General features: G+C 39.8%; 22 protein-coding genes. All 22 read left to right on the plus strand.

Annotation, left to right across the window (positions count from 1 at the left end; all coding sequences use genetic code 11):
• Positions 1 to 69 precede the first annotated feature (69 nt).
• The 22 genes from sigW to skfF all read left to right on the plus strand — a co-directional run bounded on the left by sigW (position 70) and on the right by skfF (position 24,394).
• The gene (gene sigW / locus MHH31_RS01060) at positions 70 to 633 is read left to right on the plus strand and encodes an RNA polymerase sigma factor SigW (protein WP_007498553.1); all 564 of its coding nucleotides are present in this window, start codon (positions 70 to 72) and stop codon (positions 631 to 633) included.
• Between the two features lie 14 nt (positions 634 to 647).
• On the plus strand, positions 648 to 1,274 hold the full coding sequence (gene rsiW, locus MHH31_RS01065) for an anti-sigma-W factor RsiW (protein WP_008344028.1): 627 nt from the start codon (positions 648 to 650) through the stop codon (positions 1,272 to 1,274).
• A gap of 203 nt (positions 1,275 to 1,477) precedes the next feature.
• Positions 1,478 to 2,299, plus strand: a complete 822-nt coding sequence (cdaA, locus tag MHH31_RS01070) for a diadenylate cyclase CdaA (protein WP_008344027.1) — start codon at positions 1,478 to 1,480, stop codon at positions 2,297 to 2,299.
• Positions 2,292 to 3,698, plus strand: a complete 1,407-nt coding sequence (locus tag MHH31_RS01075) for a YbbR-like domain-containing protein (protein ID WP_178929571.1) — start codon at positions 2,292 to 2,294, stop codon at positions 3,696 to 3,698. The genes cdaA and MHH31_RS01075 overlap by 8 nt, the downstream gene beginning before the upstream one ends.
• A gap of 25 nt (positions 3,699 to 3,723) precedes the next feature.
• On the plus strand, positions 3,724 to 5,070 hold the full coding sequence (glmM, locus tag MHH31_RS01080) for a phosphoglucosamine mutase (RefSeq protein ID WP_008360584.1): 1,347 nt from the start codon (positions 3,724 to 3,726) through the stop codon (positions 5,068 to 5,070).
• A gap of 576 nt (positions 5,071 to 5,646) precedes the next feature.
• The gene (gene glmS, locus MHH31_RS01085) at positions 5,647 to 7,449 is read left to right on the plus strand and encodes a glutamine--fructose-6-phosphate transaminase (isomerizing) (RefSeq protein WP_007498541.1); all 1,803 of its coding nucleotides are present in this window, start codon (positions 5,647 to 5,649) and stop codon (positions 7,447 to 7,449) included.
• 238 nt (positions 7,450 to 7,687) lie between these two features.
• Entirely contained in the window at positions 7,688 to 8,848 is a 1,161-nt protein-coding gene (locus tag MHH31_RS01090) for a DNA cytosine methyltransferase (RefSeq protein WP_342495155.1), read from the plus strand.
• A gap of 19 nt (positions 8,849 to 8,867) precedes the next feature.
• Positions 8,868 to 11,015, plus strand: a complete 2,148-nt coding sequence (locus tag MHH31_RS01095; protein WP_342495156.1) for an ATP-binding protein — start codon at positions 8,868 to 8,870, stop codon at positions 11,013 to 11,015.
• Positions 11,012 to 11,866 (plus strand): hypothetical protein, encoded by an 855-nt coding sequence (locus MHH31_RS01100; RefSeq protein ID WP_342495157.1) that lies wholly within the window; start codon positions 11,012 to 11,014, stop codon positions 11,864 to 11,866. The genes MHH31_RS01095 and MHH31_RS01100 overlap by 4 nt, the downstream gene beginning before the upstream one ends.
• Positions 11,867 to 12,272: 406 nt before the next feature.
• Complete coding sequence (locus tag MHH31_RS01105; RefSeq protein ID WP_342495158.1) at positions 12,273 to 12,629, plus strand: DUF2200 domain-containing protein; 357 nt, start codon at positions 12,273 to 12,275, stop codon at positions 12,627 to 12,629.
• Between the two features lie 160 nt (positions 12,630 to 12,789).
• A complete protein-coding gene (locus tag MHH31_RS01110) occupies positions 12,790 to 12,981 on the plus strand; it encodes a PLD nuclease N-terminal domain-containing protein (RefSeq protein ID WP_017358881.1) in 192 nt (63 codons plus the stop codon).
• Positions 12,982 to 12,995: 14 nt separating this feature from the next.
• On the plus strand, positions 12,996 to 13,913 hold the full coding sequence (locus MHH31_RS01115) for an ABC transporter ATP-binding protein (protein ID WP_058336267.1): 918 nt from the start codon (positions 12,996 to 12,998) through the stop codon (positions 13,911 to 13,913).
• Positions 13,910 to 14,674, plus strand: coding sequence for an ABC transporter permease subunit (locus MHH31_RS01120; RefSeq protein ID WP_058336268.1), 765 nt, complete (start codon positions 13,910 to 13,912; stop codon positions 14,672 to 14,674). The genes MHH31_RS01115 and MHH31_RS01120 overlap by 4 nt, the downstream gene beginning before the upstream one ends.
• 155 nt (positions 14,675 to 14,829) lie before the next feature.
• The gene (locus MHH31_RS01125; RefSeq protein WP_024719122.1) at positions 14,830 to 15,549 is read left to right on the plus strand and encodes an ABC transporter ATP-binding protein; all 720 of its coding nucleotides are present in this window, start codon (positions 14,830 to 14,832) and stop codon (positions 15,547 to 15,549) included.
• The gene (locus tag MHH31_RS01130) at positions 15,518 to 17,983 is read left to right on the plus strand and encodes an FtsX-like permease family protein (protein WP_342495159.1); all 2,466 of its coding nucleotides are present in this window, start codon (positions 15,518 to 15,520) and stop codon (positions 17,981 to 17,983) included. Before MHH31_RS01125 ends, MHH31_RS01130 begins: the two co-directional genes overlap by 32 nt.
• A gap of 5 nt (positions 17,984 to 17,988) precedes the next feature.
• A complete protein-coding gene (locus MHH31_RS01135) occupies positions 17,989 to 18,501 on the plus strand; it encodes a PadR family transcriptional regulator (RefSeq protein WP_041508142.1) in 513 nt (170 codons plus the stop codon).
• 126 nt (positions 18,502 to 18,627) lie between these two features.
• Positions 18,628 to 19,026, plus strand: coding sequence for a RidA family protein (locus tag MHH31_RS01140; RefSeq protein WP_058336270.1), 399 nt, complete (start codon positions 18,628 to 18,630; stop codon positions 19,024 to 19,026).
• Positions 19,027 to 19,289: 263 nt separating this feature from the next.
• The gene (gene skfA / locus MHH31_RS01145) at positions 19,290 to 19,457 is read left to right on the plus strand and encodes a sporulation killing factor (protein WP_017366484.1); all 168 of its coding nucleotides are present in this window, start codon (positions 19,290 to 19,292) and stop codon (positions 19,455 to 19,457) included.
• A 64-nt stretch (positions 19,458 to 19,521) separates the two neighbouring features.
• The gene (skfB, locus tag MHH31_RS01150) at positions 19,522 to 20,757 is read left to right on the plus strand and encodes a sporulation killing factor system radical SAM maturase (protein WP_058336271.1); all 1,236 of its coding nucleotides are present in this window, start codon (positions 19,522 to 19,524) and stop codon (positions 20,755 to 20,757) included.
• Positions 20,750 to 22,240: a type II CAAX endopeptidase family protein gene (locus MHH31_RS01155; protein ID WP_058336272.1), complete on the plus strand. Its 1,491-nt coding sequence runs from the start codon at positions 20,750 to 20,752 to the stop codon at positions 22,238 to 22,240. The genes skfB and MHH31_RS01155 overlap by 8 nt, the downstream gene beginning before the upstream one ends.
• Before the next feature lie 17 nt (positions 22,241 to 22,257).
• Positions 22,258 to 22,980: an ABC transporter ATP-binding protein gene (locus MHH31_RS01160; RefSeq protein ID WP_039169389.1), complete on the plus strand. Its 723-nt coding sequence runs from the start codon at positions 22,258 to 22,260 to the stop codon at positions 22,978 to 22,980.
• Positions 22,973 to 24,394 carry a sporulation killing factor system integral membrane protein gene (gene skfF / locus MHH31_RS01165; RefSeq protein ID WP_058336273.1) on the plus strand — a complete coding sequence of 474 codons (1,422 nt, stop codon included), beginning with the start codon at positions 22,973 to 22,975 and terminating at the stop codon, positions 24,392 to 24,394. Before MHH31_RS01160 ends, skfF begins: the two co-directional genes overlap by 8 nt.
• Positions 24,395 to 24,412: the final 18 nt, after the last annotated feature.

The following is a 24,412-nucleotide window of genomic DNA, read 5'->3' on the forward strand; positions in this document are numbered from 1 at the left end:
GGAGAATGAAACCTTTTGGAACGAGGTTCGTATACATAAAGACCGGTGAAGGCAGAGGTTGAATATACTATGGAAACAATGATTAAAAAGAGAATTAAGCAAGTGAAAAAAGGCGACCAGAACGCATTTGCAGATATCGTAGACCTGTATAAAGACAAAATTTATCAGCTGTGCTATCGTATGCTTGGGAATGCACATGAAGCAGAAGATATTGCGCAGGAGGCGTTTATCCGTGCCTATGTGAATATTGAGAGCTTTGATGTGAATCGTAAGTTTTCCACGTGGCTGTACCGCATTGCAACCAACCTGACCATCGACCGTATTCGTAAAAAAAAGCCGGATTATTATTTAGATGCAGAGGTGGCAGGGACAGAAGGACTGAATATGTATTCTCAAATTGCGGCTGACGGCATTTTGCCAGAGGACGAGGTGGTGTCACTTGAATTATCGAGCACCATTCAGCAAAAAATTTTAAGATTACCCGATAAATATCGCTCGGTCATCGTATTAAAGTATATTGATGAACTCTCGTTAAAAGAAATTAGTGAGATTCTGAATATACCAGTTGGTACGGTGAAAACGAGAATACACAGGGGTAGAGAGGCTCTCCGGAAACAGTTGAGAGACCTTTGAGTGAGGTGATTTTGATGAGCTGTCAGGAAAAAATCGTCCTGCTTATGCATCAGTATTTAGACGGGGACATAGAGCCCGAAGATGAAAAAGAATTAAAGAGCCATCTGCAATCGTGTGAGGAATGCCGTACTCATTTTCAACAAATTGAGAAATCCATCGCGCTCGTGCAGAGTACATCTCATATAGAAGCACCATCTGATTTCACTGCAAAGGTGATGGCAGGTCTTCCAAAGGAGAAAAAGCGTGTGTCGATTCAAAGATGGATCAAAGCTCATCCGCTAATGGTCGCTGCTGCCCTCTTTGTCATATTGATGGGAGGCAGTCTGTTTACTAGCTGGAATACGGATCATAATTTCAGTGTGTCAAAGCAGCCGAATCTCGTGGTTGAAAATGATACAGTGACGGTACCTAAAGGGGAAACCGTCAAAGGTGATGTCACTGTGAAAAATGGCAAGCTGATTGTAGAAGGCAAGGTTGATGGAAACGTAACAGTCGTCAATGGAGAACAGCTGACTGCTTCTGCCGGACAAGTCACTGGTCAAATCAATGAAATTAATGAAGTGTTTGATTGGGTTTGGTACAAAATGAAGTCTACAGCACAAGACGTGATGCGGGTCATTGGGCCAGAGGAGCAAAAGTAAATCAAACAGTTTGAGAGCAGTCTCTAAGGGACTGCTCTTTTTCTATTGATGGACAGACTTGAATGCCAGCCAGATATGGCAACTATTTTCCTTGCTGAAACAAAATGTGGTATAATAGCCACGCTATGTACTTACACATAGGCTCTTTTTTTATAAAAAATAAATCGAACGAAGAATAACTGAAAATTCTGGAGGACGAGGAAATGGCTTTAGGGGATATTCCTTTTTTGCAGTACCTCGGTAATGCTGTTGATATTCTCGTTGTTTGGTATGTGATATATAAATTAATGATGGTCATCCGCGGAACAAAAGCGGTTCAGCTTTTAAAGGGAATTGTCGTCATTGTTCTCGTCAGGATGGGGAGTGCGTATCTCGGTCTTAACACACTTCAATGGCTGATGGATCAAGCGATTACGTGGGGGTTCCTTGCGATCATTATTATTTTTCAGCCAGAGCTAAGGAGAGCGCTTGAGCAGCTTGGGCGCGGCCGTTTCTTCTCTAGAAGCGGAACACCTGTAGAGGAACAGCAGCAGAAAACGATCGAGGCAATTACAAAAGCAATTAACTATATGGCAAAAAGAAGAATAGGCGCGCTGTTAACGATTGAGCGCGATACTGGAATGAATGATTACATAGAGACCGGAATTCCTTTAAATGCAAAGGTGAGTTCTGAGCTGCTGATTAATATCTTCATTCCGAATACACCGCTTCATGACGGCGCTGTGATTATGAAGCGTGATGAGATTGCAGCTGCAGCGTGTTATTTACCGCTGTCTGAAAGTCCTTTTATTTCTAAGGAGCTCGGTACACGTCACCGCGCGGCAGTTGGTATTAGTGAAGTAACGGACAGTTTAACCGTCATTGTCTCCGAGGAGACAGGCGGCATTAGTGTCGCAAGAAATGGTGATCTCCATCGAGAATTGACAGAAGAAGCGCTTGAAGAAATGCTGATTGCTGAGTTTAGTAAGAACAGCAAAGATGCTTCCTCGACCAAATGGTATTGGAGGGGCAAGAAAAATGGATAAGATTTTGAATAATCGCTGGGCCGTTAAGTTTCTTGCATTGGTCTTCGCTTTATTGCTGTATGGTGCAGTCAATTCAGCGCAAGCGCCCACGCCGAAAAAAATCGGTGAATCCTTTTTCCCAACATCGACAACAGACGAAGCAACCTTAACGGACATACCTGTTAAAGCATATTATGACGACGAAAAGTATGTAGTCACTGGTGTGCCGCAGACAGTCAATGTCACGATTAAAGGATCAACTAGTGCTGTGAAAACAGCAAGACAAACGAAAAATTTTGAAATTTACGCAGATATGCAAAACCTGACGACAGGTACACATAAAGTCGAATTGAAGGCAAGAGATGTATCGAAAGGAATCACGTTAACGATTAATCCGTCTGTGACGACTGTGACGATACAAGAAAAAACGACAGCTGAGTTCCCTGTTGAAACGGAATTTTATAATCAAAATAAAATCAAAGACGGCTATTCACCAGAGCAGCCTATTGTGAATCCGAAAAATGTCACGGTTACTGGCTCGAAAGATGTGATCGACAAAATTTCTGTCATTAAAGCATTTGTGAACTTAGAGGATGTCGATCAGCAAATTGAGAAAGAAGCGAAGCTCACTGTGTATGATAGCAGCGGGAATGAGCTACCAGTCGAAGTGAGTCCGTCTGTGGTAGATATTACGGTCCCGATTACGAGTCCAAGCAAGAAAGTTCCGTTTAAGATTGAGCGGACGGGCAGCTTGCCAGATGGGATCAGTATCTCAAGCATCGAGACAAGCCCAAGTGAGGTTACAGTCTACGGTTCTCAAAAGGTGTTGGATGCGCTTGATTTTATTGACGGTGTTAAGCTCGACCTAAGCAAGATTAAAGATGATACAGAGATTGATGCCGACATTCCACTGCCAGATGGTGTGAAAAAGGTATCACCTGAAACTGTTAAAATCAAAGTGAAGGTTGCAACAGCTGAAGAAAAAAAGATCGATAATGTCCCAATTTCTGTCGTGGGTCTGAGCAAGGATCTTAGCTCTGCATTTGTGAGTCCGTCTTCTGGGCGTCTCACACTAACAGCAAAAGGTTCAAAGAGTGCAATTGATAAACTAAAGGCTTCAGATATTGAAGCCTATATCAATGTCGGGGACTTAAACGAAGGAACACATGAGGTCAAAGTACAAGTGAATGGCCCTCAAAATGTGACGTGGACATTATCTAGATCGAAGGTCAAAGTGAAACTGACTTCTACTGATACAGAAGATCAGCCGGCTTCTACGAATGATCGGAAAGATCAATCATCCAATGATGATCAGGAAGAGAAGAGTCAAAAGGAATCAACACAAGATAAAGCAAAAAAAGAATCAAGTCAAAGACAGCGGGTCAAAGAAGATAACAAAGAGGACGCAGCGTCCTCTTGAATGGTAAAAAAGGAGCGATTGAAACATGGGCAAGTACTTTGGAACTGATGGTGTAAGGGGTGTGGCTAATAGCGAATTAACGCCAGAGCTCGCATTTAAAATTGGGAGATTTGGCGGCTATGTGCTCACGAAGGATAAAGAACGTCCAAAGGTACTCGTTGGACGAGACACGCGTGTATCTGGTCATATGTTAGAAGGAGCACTCGTAGCAGGCTTACTGTCAATTGGGGCTGAAGTCATGCGTTTAGGTGTGATCTCAACACCTGGTGTGTCTTATTTAACGAAGGCAATGGATGCAGAAGCAGGTGTCATGATTTCAGCTTCGCATAACCCAGTTCAAGACAACGGAATTAAATTTTTTGGCGGTGACGGCTTTAAGCTGTCTGATGAACAGGAGAATGAAATCGAGCAGCTGATGGATCAGCCGGTCGATCAATTGCCACGCCCAGTTGGAGCGGATCTTGGAACAGTAAATGACTACTTTGAAGGCGGTCAGAAATACTTGCAATTCTTGAAACAGACAGCAGACGAGGATTTCACAGGTATTCACGTAGCGCTTGACTGTGCACATGGTGCAACCTCTTCTCTTGCAACACATTTATTTGCGGATTTAGATGCGGATGTGTCAACAATGGGAACATCACCAAACGGATTGAACATCAACGATGGCGTAGGTTCTACTCATCCAGAGGCACTTTCTGCTTTTGTGAAAGAAAAAGGAGCGGATATTGGTCTTGCGTTTGATGGTGATGGCGACCGCTTAATTGCAGTTGATGAAAAAGGTGATATTGTAGACGGCGATCAAATTATGTACATATGCGCACGTTATTTAAAGGGTGAAGGCCGATTGAAGGATGACACGGTCGTGTCAACGGTCATGAGTAACCTAGGTTTCTATAAAGCGCTTGAGAAGCAAGGCATTAAGAGCATTCAAACCGCTGTTGGTGACCGCTATGTGGTCGAGGCGATGAAAAAGGATGGCTATAATGTCGGAGGCGAGCAGTCAGGCCACTTGATCTTCCTTGATTATAATACGACAGGTGATGGCATGCTTTCTGCGATCATGCTGGTGAATACACTAAAAGCAACAGGAAAAACATTGTCAGAGCTTGCAGCTGAAATGGAGAAATTCCCGCAACTTCTAGTGAATGTGAAGGTATCTGATAAGTATAAAGTGGAAGAAAATGAAAAAGTAAAAGCTGTGATCCAAGAGGTTGAAAAAGAGATGAACGGTGACGGACGTATCCTTGTGCGTCCATCAGGAACAGAGCCGCTTGTACGTGTCATGGCAGAGGCGAAAACAAAAGAGCTGTGTGATGAATACGTGGCTCGCATTACGGCTGTTGTCAAAGAAGAAATGGGTATTGAGTAATTGATCAAAGCAAATCGCTAAGCAGCGGTTTGCTTTTTTTCGAATAAACGTCATAAGAGGAAAGTTCTATACGAATGATATAAGCGAGGGCAATTTGCTGCTTGCTTTCATACATAAGAGAGCACATCAAAGGTAGAACGTGACAAGCCTCATCGCATATAGTGTAGGGAGGTCTTACTTTCTAACATGATGGGGATCACCCGCTAAATTGTGATTGACGGAGGTCAGACCTTATAGTACAATCATCCTTGTGTTACTGGATTTTTATTCTAGCAGGAAAGGCAGGGTAGATGTTCAGCCACTCTTATAATTATAGCGCCCGAACTAAGCGATCGAACGACAGATGCTTAGTTGACGAGGATGGAGGTTATCGAATTTTTCGGCGGATGCCTCCCGGCTGATCAAATATAGAGATCACAGCCGTAAGTGTTTCTTTAAAGCAAAGAGGTGACTCTTTGTACAAAGGGAATACACATGATCTCCCAAATTAAACATGTAGAGAGGGACGAAGAAATGTCCCTTCTATTTTAGTAGGCTTTCTTTGTCCCTTTCACATGATCGGGAGGAAGAATATTTATGTGTGGAATCGTAGGTTATATTGGTCAGAATGATGCGAAGGAAATCTTATTAAAAGGTTTAGAGAAGCTTGAGTACCGTGGGTATGACTCAGCAGGTATCGCTGTGGCAAACGAAGATGGCGTGCATGTGTTCAAAGAAAAAGGACGTATCGCTGAACTTCGTGAAGTTGTTGATGCAAACGTGGCATCTTCAGCAGGAATTGGACATACACGCTGGGCAACACACGGTGTACCAAGCCATCTAAATGCGCATCCGCATCAAAGTGCTTCTGGCCGTTTTACGCTTGTTCATAACGGTGTCATCGAGAACTATGTACAATTGACACGCGAATATTTACAAGACGTCACACTAAAAAGCGACACAGATACAGAGGTTGTTGTTCAAGTCATCGAACAATTTGTGAACAGAGGTCTTGATACAGAGGAAGCTTTCCGTCAAACGCTTCTTCAACTAAAAGGCTCTTACGCAATTGCTCTTTTCGATAACGAAAACAAAGAAACAATCTATGTGGCGAAAAACAAAAGCCCGTTATTGGTTGGTTTCGGCGAAGATTTCAACGTTGTGGCTTCTGACGCAATGGCGATGCTTCAAGTAACAAACGAATATGCGGAATTAATGGATAAAGAAATGGTCATTGTCACAAAAGACGAGGTGATCATCAAAAACCTTGACGGTGATATCATGACACGTCCTTCTTATATCGCTGAGCTAGATGCAAGCGACATCGAGAAAGGCACATATCCTCACTACATGTTAAAAGAAACGGATGAACAGCCGCTAGTGATGCGCAAAATCATCCAAGAATATCAAGACGAAAACGGCAAGCTGTCAGTCGCTGGCGATATCGCAAGCGCAGTAGCAGAAGCAGACCGCATTTACATCGTGGCTTGCGGAACGAGCTACCATGCTGGACTTGTCGGTAAACAATACATTGAAGACTGGGCAAAAGTACCTGTAGAAGTCCATGTAGCAAGTGAATTCTCTTACAACATGCCGCTTCTATCGAAAAAGCCGTTGTTCATCTTCCTTTCTCAATCTGGTGAGACTGCGGACAGCCGTGCTGTACTTGTTCAAGTCAAAGAACTTGGTCATAAAGCATTAACGATCACAAACGTACCAGGATCTACGCTTTCTCGTGAAGCGGACTTCACATTGCTTCTTCATGCAGGACCAGAAATCGCAGTGGCTTCAACAAAAGCCTACACAGCACAAATCGCTGTTCTTGCGATCCTTGCATCTGTTGCAGCTGAATTAAATGGTCAATCTCTTGACTTTGATCTTGTGAAAGAGCTTGGGATTGTAGCAAACGCAATGGAAGCCCTAGTCGATCAAAAGGATGAAATGGAACAAATCGCTCGTGACTTCTTCACAGTGACACGTAACGCATTCTTTATCGGAAGAGGACTTGACTACTATGTGTGCCTTGAAGGTTCACTCAAACTAAAAGAGATCTCTTACATCCAAGCAGAAGGCTTTGCTGGCGGAGAACTGAAACACGGCACGATTGCTTTAATTGAAGAAGGCACACCGGTCATTGCCCTTGCAACACAAGAGCACGTAAACCTCAGCATTCGCGGTAACGTCAAAGAAGTCGTTGCACGCGGCGCAAACCCATGTGTCATCTCACTAAAAGGCCTAGAAGACGAAGGCGACCGTTTCGTCCTTCCAGCTGTACATCCAGCACTTGCACCACTTGCATCTGTTGTGCCATTACAGCTAATCGCTTACTACGCAGCCCTTCACCGCGGGTGTGATGTGGATAAACCACGTAACCTTGCGAAGAGTGTAACGGTGGAGTAGACAAGAGATAGGTCAATTTTCATTTAAATTTAGAAAAATATTGTAATGAGACACTACTTTCGTTATTATTATCTGAAGTAGTGTCTTTTTTTATCGAATTTACTGTTTTTATCATATATAAATTGAATATATCCTCTTCAAATGTATTTTATTATGAGATATAAAAAAACAAATAGAATAATCAATTGGTGAATAAATCTGGTCAAATTAATTTTAAGTGTTAATTGGAGGCTGTTAGATGATTAGGGTTGTAGATTTGTTTTCAGGGGCAGGCGGACTGACATTGGGCTTTAAAACAAAGATTTCAAATAATAAATTTAAAAAGTCCAATGATTTTGACATTTTATTTGCTAACGAGATTAATAAAAATGCTTCTGATGCTTTCTTGTTGAATTTCCCGAGTATACCGATGTTAAATTGCAGTATAACTGATATTAATGAAAAATTTTTGAAAGAAAAAAATATAGATTACACGAATGTAGATTTAGTGATAGGTGGTCCACCATGTCAGTCTTTTAGTACAGTTGGGAAGAGACAATATGATGAACGTGCAAAAATGTATCAAGAATATAGACGTGTATTAACATTTATTAAACCAAAAGTATTTCTCTTTGAGAATGTTACGGGTCTTTTAACAATGAAAAATGATGAAAACCTACCTGTTATGGAAGATATTAAAAAATCATTTAGTGATTTTTCCGATTTTGAAATGGATTTATCCTATGAGATAAAAGATAGTGTCTTGAATGCAAAACATTTTGGTATTCCACAGAATAGAGAAAGAGTATTTTTAATTGGGATTAGAAAAGATTTAGATATTAAGTTTGAGTGGGAATTTCCTTCTCCTGAGTCTGACAATGATTTTTTGACTTTAGAAGATGCTATAGGAGACTTGCCATTTCTAAATAATGGTGAGAAAAAAAATGTCTATGAAAAAGCCCCTTATACTAACTATCAAATTTTGATGAGAAATAATTGTAATTATTTAATGGATCATATAAATGCTACTAATGGGGATAAGATATTAACTATTATGAGGATGGTTATCCCAGGAGAAGGAAGAAACTATATAAATAACTTAGTTGAAACAGGAGTCTTGGAGAAAAAATACTATCTGACATCTGGCTATACTAATACATACGGTAAATTATGGTGGGATAAACCATGTTCTACTATTACAAATAATTTATCTACCCCATCATCTTTAAGATGTATACACCCAATACAAAATAGAGCTTTAACACCAAGAGAAGGAGCGAGGATACAATCCTTTCCTGATACTTTCCAATTTGTGGGTAGCAAAGAAAGTATTAATAGTCAAATTGGCAATGCAGTACCACCTTTATTAGCCAGTGCCATTGCACAAAAGTTGAAGGAATTCTTTGATAAAAATTTTTGAAACACATAGGGAGTAAGTTATGAAGAGTAATAGTAATGAAATATATTTTAATTTTTCTTATTATGCTTTAAATCTTTTAGGAAAACAAATGTACACTAATAAATGGAGTGCTATTTCTGAGCTAGTCGCGAATGGTTTGGATGCAGGGGCAAATACTGTTCGAATTTATATTAATTCTATTGATAAAGCAAACTCAACGATTGAGATCTTTGATAATGGTAGCGGTATGAGTTACTCTGATTTGCTTAATAAATATGCATTAATAGGCAGAAACAAGAGAGAAGAAGGTCAAAATATATCGGAAAAAATTAAAGGTAGAAAAGGTGTAGGAAAGCTTGCTGGATTATATCTTTCTAAAAAATACTATATTGTTACAAAAAAAGATGGAGTTGAGTCATCATGGGTTTTGGATTCAACAAATGTAAAAAATTCTGATATTCCTAAATTAAATAATGTTAATAATAGGGATGTAACAATAGATAATGAGGATTATTGGAGCAATTATAAACAAGGAACTCTTATAAAATTAACAAATGTGGACCTAAGGAATTTTGCTGAAGGAAAATTAGAAGGCTTAAAGAATAGAATTGCCGATTATTATCTTTTAGATGAATTAGGGGCAAAAATTGAAATAGCTTATATAACTGAATTAAATGAATCCATAGTTTATCAAACTGTAAAAAAAGAAGTGGCTTTTAGAAATTTTTATGGGTTCTTTGAGACTAAACCAGGACTAAAAAGTTACGAGTTGAGAAAAAATATACCTATTAAATTAGGTAATATAAAAGTTGGGAATTTATCAGATCAAGAAATAGAAGCTCTAAATAAAAAAGAGAGACAAGTGCTTATTTTAACACCAGATAAAATTTCTGAAAAACAAAAAATATTGATATCTGGTGAGAAGGAATTTATGGGTCTACATGGAGAAAAAATTAGAAGACCTTATGAACTGAAAGGTTGGATTGGTATCCATGCAACAATAAAAAAGACTGAAGCAGACAAAAATGACTCTCGATTTATGAAGAATGGTGTTTATACATCTAATAGACTTAAACTTTACATAAGGGATAAATTGGCTATCGATAATTTCTTGGAGTTATTGGGGCTTAGTCAAGCATTTAAAAGTTATATAGAAGGAGAAATTTCCTTTGATATTCTTGATGATGACTTATTACCAGATATATCTACAACTAGCCGAGAAGGTCTATCAGCTGATAGTGATAGAGTACACCTACTTATTGATATCCTTAAACCTATAGTAAATAGATTGATTAGAGAAAGGATATCAATCTCAGATATTTTAAAAAAAGAGGCTAATGATCTTTCAAAGATAAAATTTGAAAAGGAAAAAAAAGAGAAAGAAGCAGAAAGAAAGGCTAGAGAAGAAGAGAGACTTGCTAAAGAGGCTGAAATTGAGGCTCGTTTGCAAGTTGAAAATAAATTCAAAAAATTAGACTTAGAGTATGTAGGGCTGAAAAGAGAAAATACAAGTTTAAAAAATCAAAATAATATGAAAGATATATTATTGAGTGAAAGTGATCCTAAAAGACAGAAAGTATTGGTTCATGAATTAACAATTATTAGTAATGAATTAATATATACTATTGAAGATTTATCCAGCCAATTTTCTAATTCAAAAGAGTGGGTACGAATATTACCTTATATGAAAGGTTTAAAAAAATATTCTGATAAGTTAACTACAATTAAAAAACAATTCTTAAGATTGAACAATTATGACATTATAGGTAAACAAACTATAGAATTAAAAAGTTATATTCGAAGCTATTTAGAGACTGTTAGTTTATCAAGAGGAAAAATAGAAATTAAAATAGGCAGTATTCCTTTTATGGCTAAAGTGGAAATTTTTGATTTGGGTGTATTATTGGATAATTTTATAAATAATGCAGCGGAAAGAAATGCAAGTTTTATTAAGGTGGAATTCCATGACCATTCCAGTGAGTTACATATTATTTCGGATACAGGACCAATCGAAATTTTGCCTAGTGAAGATATATTTAAATTAGGTGTTACTAGTAAGAAAAATGGAACTGGTATTGGAATGTTTTTAGTTAAAGAAATTTGTGAAGAGTTTGGTTGGAATATTTCAGTAAGTACCTATGAGAATATTGTGGATTTTACAATTAAATTAGAGGTGAAACCAAAATGAGGAGAATTGTAGAGGTCATTTGGTTAGAAGATAGACTACGGGATCGAGGACATGAAAGAAGATTGAGTTTTGTGAAATCGGCTATTGAGAATAAGGGATATGAAAGTAATATTGAACAAGTTAGTAATCTTGAAGATGCTAAAGAAATACTCTTAAATAAGAATAGGCGAGTAGATTTTTTTATTTCTGACTATAATTTAGGTGATAATGAGACAGGATTAGATTATCTAATTGAGGTTAGAAATAAAGAATTATTCAAACAATTTTTTGTTTTATATTCAAACAATGATTATGATCAAATTCGAGAGGATATAATTGCTAAACTTAAAGAGACTAGAGTTCAATTATTTTCTAATTTTACTTTTATTTCATTGGCAAGTTCAGTGACAGTAGAAAAAGATTTTGAAAATGCCGTAAAAATAAGCCTTAGTCGATGGGATGAGTTAAATGCAATACGGGGTCTTTATATGTGTGAACATGCTGAATTAGAGTGGTTATTAAGAGTTAAACTTAAAGCAGTTGAAAATGACAACAGAACGTACAAAGAGTTATTTTACGAATTGAAAAAAAGCACAACTCACAATTATATGAGGTTACATAGGGAAATTTTTGAAGAATGGGAGAATGAAATTAGTTTAAGAAATTTGTTAGCCCATACATCGGAAGAATACGATACTAGTAGAGGTTTTTGTATAAAATCTACAGTAGACAAAAGCTTCGTTATTTACGAAGATGAGTTGGATGAAAAAAGGGCTCATTTAAAGGGATTAAAAGAAAAGATATTGTTTTTAATTGAGGGTCCTAATCGCTCTTATCCGTCTTCTTATGTTCGGGAACCTATTCGAAATTAGGTGAACGTAAGAGATTTTAATCTCAAAATACTCCTAAACATGAATTATACCCTAAATTTATATTACAATTTGAAAATGGATATGATTCAAATAGGCTCTTTGATTGTGGATCTAAATCTCAACTTCTTAAAAAAATTTTCATTGTTTTCAATAATATTTACTCGAGAATTATTCCTTTTTATGAACCAACCTATTTGTTAAGCTTAGAGGGCTTCACAAAAAGATGTAGAAATAAAAGGATTAATATCTAAAGTTAAATAAGTTGTATTGATAACTATACTTTTACGTACTATGTTCATTAAAGTTTTAATGCCAAACTGTTGTAGAAATAAATGGAATATACATGGTATGCAATGATTGAAACGCTCCTTGCTGAGGTCAATACAGGTTAAAAGAGAGTAGACACATGACCAAACCTAAAATCTACACAATGAGTTTCGCAAAAGTCTATCCTATCTACATCGCAAAGGCAGAGAGAAAGGGAAAAACGAAGGCTGAGGTTGATACGATTATTTGTTGGTTAACAGGGTACAGTCCAGAAGAGTTGCAGGAACAGTTGGATAAGCAGATAGACGTTGAAGCCTTTTTTGCTGAGGCTCCTGAGCTTCATCCTTCCCGCAGTTTAATTAAAGGAGTCATCTGTGGTGTTAGAGTAGAGGACATTGAGGAAGAAACGATGAAAAACATTCGGTATCTAGATAAGTTGATTGATGAGTTAGCGAAAGGAAAGACGATGGAGAAGATTTTGCGAGGTTCGTCATGATCATCACAATCAAGCCCAGTGAATAACCTTCACTGGGCTTTTTTATATTTAAAGATCATTCGATCGATAAAAATAAAATCTGTTTGAACGAATCCTCTTTTCATGTCGTCAAAAGAAGTAATACCAAAACAAATTGATGTTTGAAAAGGGAGTGGCGTGGATGGATATGAAGCTGATTTTACCTCTTATTTTGCTGCAAGCGATTTTAATGGTGATTGGTTTGTTTGATTTGCTGAAAAGAGATCCATCGAGGATTAGGGGAGAAGTGAAGTGGGTTTGGGCTTTGGTCATTGTGTTTGTGGCGAGTGCCGGTCCTATTGCGTATTTCATTTTTGGTCGTAAACAATCTTAGTAGGAGGGATTCGCTTGAATATGTTGGAGTGTCATGGGCTGACGAAATCGTATGGACGGCATGAAGTGTTAAAAGATGTCTCGTTTTCTGTTGGGGAGGTTGGATGTGTTGGCTTTTTAGGAGCCAATGGAGCGGGGAAGACAACGACGATCCGGATTTTGACGGGGCTTGCTCGTCCTACGTCTGGCGTTGTGAAGGTGGCAGGTTTTGATGCCACAAAGGACATGGATCAAATCAGTCAGGTGATTGGGTACTGTCCGCAGCATCCTGCATTTTATCAGGACATGACGGGGCAGGAATGGATGCATTGGGTTGGCGGGTTATTTCATTTAGAGAAACACACCATTCGTTCCAAAACAGAGGAGCTGTTGAAGCTTTGCCGGGTGTATGAGGCGAAGGATCGTGCCATTGGCAGCTACAGCGGAGGGATGAAGCAGAGACTTGCCATTGCGCAGGCATTGATCAACAGCCCGAAGGTCCTCATACTAGATGAACCAGTGTCGGCACTTGATCCTATGGGGAGAAAAGACGTCCTGACTTTGATTGAGCGTCTAAAGCATGAGATGCTGATCTTTATGTCGACCCATATTTTAGATGACATTGAACGAGTGGCGGATCATATTATCATGATCAACAGCGGCAAAATTGAGATGTCCTCTTCGATGAAACAGCTCAAAGAAGACTATATCCAGCCCGTGATTGAATTTCAATTAGAACAACAGAATACGAAACTAATGGCTTTGTTAAAAGAACGGGATTGGGTGGAGGAATGCATGGAGACAGGAGACGCTTATCAGGTGCGAGTCAACAATCAACAAACGGCATTGAAGGAGCTGCCGGCTCTCATCACTGAAACTGGCGGTGTTCTTCTCCATTATCGACTATCTAAGCTGACGCTTGAAGATATTTTTATGAAGGTTGTGACGGCATGATGATGTTGAAAAAGGAATTTAGGGAGTTATTCACTAGTTATAAAATGTTGTTTTTGCCGATCATTTTTACGATTTTAATGATCACACAGCCTATTACACTCAAAATGCTGCCAGATCTTTTGTCGAAATCAGCGAATTTACCTGAAGGGTCTACATTTTATATACCAGAGCCTAGTGCTGGAGAAGCTTTAGCCAGTGCATTGAGTAAATTTGATTCGCTCGGCGTGTTTATCCTGATTATGATCGTGATGGGGACGATTGCTGGAGAGCGTGCCTCTGGGGTGACGGCGATGATTATGGTGAAACCGATCAGTCGAATGAGTTATTATGCCTCAAAAATATGTGCCTATGCCTGTTTAACTTTGTTTAGTTTGATAGTGTCGGTGCTTGCTTCCGTATATTATGTGGACATTCAATTTGGGCATGTGGCTTGGGGCGATGTGTTAAAAGGAACGCTTTTGTATTATCCAAACCTACTGCTTATTGTGGTGTCGACCATTTGTGCATCGGCATTCTTTAAGCGCTCAGTGACTGCGGGCGGCGTTTCCCTTTTGATCAACCTCATCCTGTTTACCGTTCCTTCGTTTTATGAGGATACATTAGGGAAGTTTGCACCTAAAGGCGTCACAAGTGCGGCTGAGGAGATGATTCATAGAGGGACTTATTCGGATCAGGCACTTACAAGCTTTCTAGGTGTATCGGTATTGATTGGTTTCTTTTTTCTCATCGGATGGTTTCTTTTTAGAAAACAAGAATTATAGCATGATGTACCCTTTGGATATGAAAATCTAAAGGGTTTTTTATATATTTAGTAAGTAAAAAATAAGATGTAAATACATATTATCATAATTTAAATGTTGAAATGATATATACTTAGTATATAATTACTCCGTAAAGGGATGGGAGGAGTTTGCAGATGATTCAGATCAAGCATGTGAAGAAGGAGTTCATTCAAGGCCAGGAGCGGACTGAGGTGCTGAGGGGCGTTGATTTGACGGTAGAAGAAGGGGAGTTTGTAGCGGTGATGGGACCGAGTGGTTCTGGAAAAAGTACATTACTTCAGCTGTTAGGCGGGCTTGATCTGCCTACTGATGGAGAGATTTTGATAGATGAGCATCAGTTAAGTGAGATGAATGAGAAAGAGAGAACGATTTTTCGCAGAAAACAGATTGGGTTTGTGTTTCAAAATTATCAGCTGCTGCCTACATTAACTGTCGAAGAAAATGTGGCGTTTCCGCTGCATGCAGATGGACGTTTAACAAAGGAGAATCAACAGACGGTTGTAGAGCTGTTAGAGGCTGTTGGCTTGAATGGGCTTGGGCGGAAACGGGCTAGTTTGCTGAGCGGCGGGCAGCAGCAGCGTGTAGCGATTGCAAGAGCTCTAGTCAATCAGCCGTCAGTGCTGTTAGCAGATGAGCCGACGGGGAACTTGGACCGGCATAGAGCGGAGGATATTTTGGCGTTAATGTGCAAGTTCAATCGAGAAAGCAAGCAGACGATTATCATGGTGACGCATGATATTTTCGCAGCGGGGTTTGCGGATCGAATCATCCTTTTTAAAGACGGTGTCATTGATCAAGTGATTTCTAGAAAGGATGATGATTATGCTCAGTATGTGGCGAATTTCATGGCGTAACATGCTTCAGCATAAAAAGCGGTTCGCCATTTCTGTCTTAGGCATCATGGTGGGGATCGCTTTTGTCACGTCGATGCTCATTGCCGATCGAACGACAAATGATGTGTTTCATTACTATGAGCAAATGTATGTCGCTGATGCAGATTATTGGGTGTTGAGCGATGATCATACATATGATGAGGAACAGATCTCCACCATTTTAAAGCATCCTGATGTGACAGGATCATTATTAGCGCTGGATAAACAGACGTTTTTTGAGGTAGAAGGTGATCACTCTCTTAACCAACGGGCGGTGCGAATTACCGGAGTACAAGATCAAACGAGCTCTTTACTAAAGCTGCCTGTGATTGAAGGGCGTTTGGATAATCAGGGGTTGGTCATTCCAGATGTTGTGGCGAAGCTGAAGAATAAAAAAGTGGGAGATACCATTCGTTTTTCTGATTTGGGCGAAGCGAAGGTATCTGCCATTGTGGAATATACACAGCTGCTTTCAAGTCCGAGTGACTGGAAGAGTGCAGAATCATCGAGCTTTCGTGTGATGGCGCCGCTTGATTTATTGAGAGACTGGACGGGACTCGATCATCAGCTTTCTTATATGAGATTTCAGACGAATGATGGCGGAGAGCAGCTCTTTCAATCTTTACAGAAAGAGTTCAAGGATGCCGATGTTTTTGTCCAGCCTGTGGTGGCGGATGACCGGCAAAGTAATGACATTGGCGGGTTGTACACGTTCTTTTACCTCATCGCAGGGCTGTCGATGTTTATGAGCGGTTTTATCGTGTTTAATATGATTTATACGAGTGTGATGGAACGCAAAAAAGAATTTGCGATTATGAAGAGCTTCGGTTATACACAGGGCTCTGTTTCTAAGCTGATGTTAATTGAGGTTTTGATCTTGGCATGTATTGGAACCGTCATTGGGGTGCCGATTGGCGTTTGGCTTGGGGATGTGTTCATGCAAACACTGCTTGGTGTGTTTGCTTTTGATATGGTGTATTCGTTAGATTGGCAAGTGCCTGTTGTAATAGCAGTGATCATTGGTATTGTGTTCCCTGTGCTGTTTTCGTTATTTCCGATCTATCATGCAGGGAAAACGTCTGTGCTGCTGACTTTAAAATCCACCACCCAAACTTCTGCACCGAAGAAACAATCGGTCATTAGAGCGGCGATAGGGATAGGCTTGCTTTCATTTGTATGGGTGGATCATCCGGCTGCTTATCTTGCCATTTTAGCCAGCATGGTTCTGTTATTCCCATTTTTTCTGCTCTTTTTGAACCGGTTGTTGGCGCCTCTTTTGAAGCTTGTTTTTGGCTATCCAGGTCATCTATCAGCGCAGCATGTCACGCAGCAACTGAATCGAAATGCTAATACGGCGGCGATTCTAGCTGTTGGGATTGCTGTGATCTTGCTTTTAAGTGCGGTCATTGAATCGGCTCCAGATGGCTACGAAAAAGAGATTCGTCAAACGTATGGAGGCGATCTCAGGGTTACTTCTGAAGCCCCATGGACGAAAGCGGATCAAGAAAAGCTGTCATCCTATGAGGCTGTTGAGCGGGTGGAACCGATGATGGAAGCGGCTCCTTTGACATGGGAAACGGCTGATGGAGAGAAAAGACAATTTTCTCTGATCGGCGTAGAGGAAAAGGGCCCGTCTTTTATAGAAGATGACAATAAAGGCGATTTGTATCAACATTTAGCAGAAAAGCCCTCTATCGTGTTAGGAGAGCGTGCGTTTGATGAATGGGGTGGGCGTATTGGAGAGAGTGTGTATCTCAATGCACCTTCTGGCCGGCAGCAGTTACAAGTCATTGATGTGGTCAAGACTTCTCATCATTCGGGTTATGTGGCATTTGTCGATCAGACATTTTTACAAGAGGATTTAGGGTGGACGCAGCCCCTTGATCTACTGCTTACGTTAAAAGACAAAGGGGCCGGTGAGTCTTTACGAGATCAGTTATGGGAAGACTTTGGGCAGCAGCTTTCAAAGGTGAAAACAGTAGAGGATGAGATTGAATCAACGACATCGGCTTTAACTGGTATGAACGAGTTAATTTCTATGATGCTCATTTTCATTATGGGGCTCGCGAGCATTGGAACAGCCAATACACTGCTGATGAATACGCTTGAACGTACATCTGAGATTGGCACCATGCGGGCGCTTGGGCTGACAAAGCAGCAGGTGAGAAAAATGATCGTCGGAGAAGGTGTACTCATTGGGTTATCAGGTGTGATTGGCGGCATTTTATTTGGTGTGATTCTTCTATATGTCTCAAGCCAATCTGATTGGCTCGGTGGATTTGTTTCATTCCAATTGCCGCTTGTGCATCTACTGCTGGCAGTGATCGCAGGAATTGCGCTCAGTTTAGTGGCTTCGTGGATTTCTAGTGCGACAGCGAGTAAAATAGAGATGATATCATCTCTCAAAGAAGGTTAAATCATATGTCAGTGAAATACGGAATATTAACATCGCTCTGTCAGCAGCAACATCATGGATATGAATTAAAGCTAGAGCTGGAGTCATTGCTCGGAATAAAAGGAAAAATCAACCCGGGTCAAATCTACACGACGCTTGATCGGTTAATTCGTGATCAATTGGTGACAGCAGTGGGAATAGATGACCAAGATCGAAAGCTGTACGACGTGACGGAAGAAGGCAGACAAGAGCTGGAATCATGGCTGTTGGCACCTGTTCCGTATCATGCTGTAAAGGATGATTTTCACTTTAAATGGGGCTGTGCACGGAAAATCAGATTTCATCAAGAAAAAGAAATGCTTCAGCAGCAGAAAGCCGTCATCATGAAAGATGTGATGGAACTCACGAAGCTGAAAACAGAATGTCTTGTGCAAGGTGATGAGAGTCGGTACTTATTGATTTCTGGCACGCTGCTTCATTTAGAGGCGGATTTGAATTGGATTCATCAAATTGAGCATCGGAGCGGAGCATCATTTTAGAGAGGTCTTTCTTTTGAAGAAAGGTCTTTTTTTTGGCTTCGTTCGGAGCATACGCAGATAGGATGGGAAGAAAGTTTGGTATGATAGGTGTAAATTGATTGTATTTTCAGAAAAGGGGTTTGATCAATGAAAACATCACGTAATCCTGAGACCATTCACGCGCCAGTTGCACCGTACATCCATCAAATAGAGACAACAGGGCCGCAGCGTTGGTTAACCTTATCAGGACAAGTGGGGATGGAAGTCGATGGGACCATCCCAGCGAGCCCGATGGAACAGCTCGAGCTAGCGTTAGAGAATATAAAACGTAATGTAGAAGCGGCAGATATGAAAGTAGAAGATATAACGAAGCTTGTGTTTTATTTGGTAGGTGAGTTTGATGCTGAGAGTAGAAAACGAATCATGGTTCAGTTTTTAGGAGACCACCTCCCTTGTATGACGATGATTTATGTGGTGGCTTTGGCTTCACCTGCTTTAAAGGTCGAGGTGGATGCATGGGCTTGTCGGGATATGGATTCGGTTTAAGAGTTGGCTTAATGATGGTCTTGATGAGGTAGATAATGAAAAATTTTTGCATAAGGGAAGTATGGGATAAAAGATTGGATTTTCATATCCAATCTTTTTTATATTTAGTTCTCTCTAATTTATTGATATAAATACCTTTTAAGTATTTTTTTAGAATATTTTACATGATTCCCCTTACTTCGACATTTTTCATATGGTAATATCAGGGTGCATAGCGATTGGGTCTATTGACACTATGCAAATTTCTAGAGGAGGTTTTACTTATGACAAGAAACCAAAAAGAATGGGAATCTGTGAGTAAAAAAAGCCTTAAGCGTCCAGGTGGTACTTCAATTGTTAAGGCAGCTGGATGTATGGGGTGCTGGGCCTCAAAGAGTATTGCAATGACACGAGTTTGTGCACTACCACATCCTGCAATGAGAGCTATTTAATGAATAACATAGGGAGTTAAGCATATATTGCTAGCTCCTTATTCTATAAAAGGGGTGTCTATTTATGTCAAGTAATCAACTAACAGAATACGATTTACCTGAACTAGCGATTCATTTGCAGCCTCATGGCGCAGTCATGATAGATAGAAAATCAATGTATTACTTTAGATTAAGTGGAAGAGGGGCTCAGCTTGCATTTTTATTATCTAAGAATAAAGACGTGAGCAAAACTGCTCGTATCTGGGAAATCGTTAAAAAGGAAAAGCTAACAGCTGATCAATTGCGTGAAGAATTGAGTGCTCATCCTTTTACAGAAGCTTGGACACAGGGGTTATTGGATCAACCTATTCAATTTACAGGATCTTTACAGTCCTATTTGCCCATTAGCTGTACTCTCCAATTAACAAACGCTTGTAACTTAGGTTGTTCCTTTTGCTATGCTAGTTCCGGTAAGCCCTATCCTGAAGAGTTAACATGTTCCCAGTGGATTAATGTGATGCAAAAACTAGCTGCGCAAGGTGTGGCTGATGTGACTTTAACAGGGGGCGAAGCCAAGCTCATAAAGGGTTTTAAAGAAATTGTGATGGTTGCGAGTTCATTATTTACGAACGTAAACGTTTTTAGCAATGGCTTAAACTGGAGACAAGAAGAAGTGGAATTACTCAGTCATCTAGGAAATGTATCTGTACAAATTAGTATTGACGGTACGAGCGACACTCACAATTCCTTAAGGGGAAGGAAAGGTGCTTTTCAGGAAAGTATGGAAACCATCCAGCGGTTAACAGAAGTGAATGTTCCTGTAATTGTTGCAATGACCATCAATGAAATGAACGCTGATCAAGTAGCGGAGGTTGTTGATCATTGTGCAAAAGCAAATGCCTCTATTTTCCGTGCTGGTAAGACATTATCCGTAGGACGTGCTACAAAGAATTTTAAAGCGCTAGAAACTTCATTTGAACATCGTGTTCAAAGCCAGTTACAGCAGGCACGTTCTAAGTGGGGACACCATTTGAATATAATTGATTGGGAGCATGAAGAGAGTTCTTTTACAACTGATTTTTGTACACCGGGTTATTTGGCTTGGTATATAAGGGCAGACGGTTATGTGACACCTTGTCAAATAGAGGATATTCCTTTAGGTCATATTCTAACTGATTCTTTTTCTGATATTGGTTCACCAACACGTCTATTGAAATTGAAATGTGAAGCGAAAAACTGTAAATGTATAGGGAAAGTTGAACTATCCGAGCCAGATCTCCCCTTTGAAAATGAAAAGAGAGCAGGCATCACTCATGAATAGTATGACTTTTATTTTGTGGTCAGGTCTTGGAGTGATAGGGCTCTTCCTGTTTGCGAAGTATAGAGTGTCAACAATAGAATCAAACCTTTTAGATAAAATTGAGGCAAGAAAAGTGGGTATCGATTTTATTAGAGAGTTTGTGGGCATAGACGTGGAATCTTGGGAGGTATATTCAGTCTATTGGTATGATCATGAAACAGTGAATAAGTTACATCATTTAGGTTTACTTAAAAAAAATCGACATATACTTCATGAAATGGGATTGGTTGAGTCTTGGCGTGTTCGTTTTGTTCACCAAAACCAATCATTCGTGATAGGAGTAAACGCTAAACGGGAAGTGACCTTTTTTTATGCAGATGTAAGGCAAACTTCATTATCTAAAAAAGACGGTCAGATTTCACTAGAAGGTTTAAAAGATAAATTAACTTGTTCTTCAAAGGGATTATGGGCTAAGACAAAACCAACTGGTTCTGGTTCAAAAGAAGAGGATTTTCGTGAAATTAAAACATATTGGTATCTCGCTGAAAAGGAAGATATCCGACTTAAGGTAACAGTTGAAATGCAATCTGGTGTGATCACATATATCGGCACAGATACAGAGATTTTAACGGATCAGATGAATAAAGTAATAAGAGATGAACAAGTTGAGTCTACTTTTGGTCTCTCAGGTATGTTAGGGTCAGCTGCTGCGATGATCATGGCTATATTAGTTTTAGTCTTAATGAATGTTCAAATTAACCTCACATTAAGTTTTATGCTGGGTTTCATGATTGTACTAGTGCAATCTCTCACAATTAAGGAGGATATACAGTTAACGATAGTAAATGCTTACGATGCTAGGATGAGTGTTCAAACTGTTAAATTACTTGGTATACTCTCTACTTTGTTTGCAGGATTATTGACAGGATTTGTAGTATTTATATGTTCATTGGCAGGAGGCGCTCTTGCGAATGAATTAGAAATGAAATTTTTAGATGAAATCGTTGGACAAACTTTTATTGGTCTTAGCGCTGGGTTAATTAGTCTAGGCATCACATCACTGGTCTTTTACCTGTTAGAGAGAATGAATAAATTAAGTATTTCTCCGGAACTATCGAATAGAAGTATGTTTTTATCTGGATTTACTTTAAGACAAGGGCTTAATATGAGTCTACAAAGTTCTATTGGGGAAGAAGTAATATACCGACTCTTAATGATTTCTCTTATATTTTGGTTTAGTGGGAATGCGATATTGTCCATTTTAATATCATCTTTTTTATGGGCAATTATGCATCAGGTTACTGGTTATGATCCAAGATGGATTCGCTGGGCGCATCTTTTTGTTTTTGGATGTTTTCTTGGTTTTCTTTTTATGCATTATGGATTTATTTGTGTACTGGCGGCACATTTTATTCACAATTTTGTGCTCGTTTGTATGCCCTTATGGCAATTTAAACTTCAAAGATATCTACATACCAAAAAGCCTCAGCATACATCACTCTAATAAAAGGGAGAGATTTGATGCCATTCATGGAGGTTCAGAATGTAAGCAAACGATATAGCAATGGTGATGGGATAGAGGGTCTTTCATTTTCCATTGAAGCAGGGGAGGTTGTAGCGCTGCTTGGGCCTAATGGTGCGGGGAAGACGACAACCATTCGATGTTTAACAGGTCTCTATCAACCTGATCAAGGGGAAATACTCATAGAGGGATTTCCCCCTGGTCATTCCCATGTCCAAAAACAAGTAGCTCTTATTCCAGATCAGCCATATTTGTACCCAGATTTAACGGTTGCTGAACATGTTCAATTCCGTGCGAGGGGCTATCATAAAGGTTTAAAACAGATCAAAGAGAAGGTATTTGAGGCGTTGAAAGAAGTACATATCGAAATGAAGATGAACGAATTGTGCGGAAGGCTTTCAAGGGGTCAAAAACAGCGTGTCGTCTTAGCAGGGGCCATTGTGCAAGATGCCTCCCTTTTTATTTTAGATGAGCCGACCGTTGGGTTAGACATCCCTTCGAAACAATGGTTGTCAGATTGGCTGATACAGAAGAGCCTTCAAGGAGGTTCGGTTCTTGTGTCCACTCATAGCCTAGAGTTTGTTCTTGATACGGCTAGCAGGGTGATATTGATTCGAGATGGTGCCATCATGAAAAGTATCGCTGTTCCTAAGCGGCAGGAAGAACAAATGAAGTGGAGGACAGAAGTCATTCAACTTCTAGGGGAGTGGTCTAGTGAATAACACGCTTTCCCTTTTATGGATGAAATCCCAAAGGCGCTTGCTCAGTAAAAATCAAGAAAAGAAAATGCCCTTTCTGATCTTGCTACTTATGATGGCTGCCATCGGTTTTCAGCTGAGCGCAGTCTCAAGTATGGGCGATTGGAATGCAAGTACAGCTGGATGGATCATTGTCGTTTTATTTGTTCTTTATACTGGCTTTGGCTTGTTTTCGAATAGGCTGCCTAGTCAGATGAACGATATCATGTGGTTGTATGGAAGTGGTGCTTCCTTATGGACAGTTGTGATGAGTGTATGGGTATATCACATTCTTTGGCGATGTGCTTTTCTCATTGTTTCTGCTGTGATGGCTGATATCCTCCTTCTTTGTTTAACGCAGCAGTACTTTTTTCTACTTGGTAAATCACTCCTGTTAACAGCGCTGTTATGTATGATCGAAACATGGATGATTGCGGTATCTTGTGCAAGAACCATTCAAGTATATAAGCGAGTGCTCTTCATTGGTTTTATACTGATATTTGGTTGTCTTTCATTGCTCACTTTGAATCAATTGATATTGAAACAGTCGTCTATGATGGAGATATCTGCTTCTTTGATGTATCAAGTCGGACGCATGATAGAGGAGTTTTCATTCATTTCTGTATTGATATTACTTGGAGTGATGATTTTATCTTTCATGATGATGTACAGGTCGAGTCATCGTATAGAGATGATGGAGTCGTTAGTCAAAGAGGCGGCATTTTGGGAGGAATTTGAGGGGAAACAGGTTCATGCAAATCCAATAAGTCCAAAGAAAAGCAAGACGTGGTGGGGGCTTTCAACATTAACGGGCATCTGGGCTTTCCTTTGGCTAGAAATATTGATGATCAAAAAGTATGCTACCTTCCACCTGTTATCTACCATGCTGTTGATCGGTACTTACTATGTCGTCAGTTCTTATTTTTCAGATTGGTTGACTCTATTCTTTCTGGTCATTGGTGCATCTGTCCTGTTCAGTTCATATTACGCTGGGATTGTAAGACACGGGCAAACGGGAGTACTGTATCTTTTTCCGGGTGCTTTATATCAAAAGATTCTTCTATTAGAAGTGTTTCAAACCTTTTGGTTGTATGGTGTCTACTTGATTTCTCTTATCTTGTTAGAGATTCATGATGTATTGTATTGGGCCATTTATGGGGTAGGGGTTTATATTTGGTTTTTGACCATACGGCTCTTTGCCTTTACGCAGCCTTTGAGACGAGAAGCGAGTCTTTCTTTGGGCATCTATTATCGATCATTGCTCATCGGATCTGTCATAAGTGCTGCGGTCATCATTGGGATTCATCTGTTCACTGATGGCTGGTTTACAACGATGACATGTGTATTTGCTGGATGTGTATGTTATGTGATGTGTTATCGATGCCGTGGGACTCATTAAAAAGAGGAGTTGATTGTC

The sequence above is a fragment of the Bacillus sp. FSL K6-1033 genome (genome assembly GCF_038630765.1).
GTDB lineage: Bacteria > Bacillota > Bacilli > Bacillales > Bacillaceae > Bacillus > Bacillus altitudinis.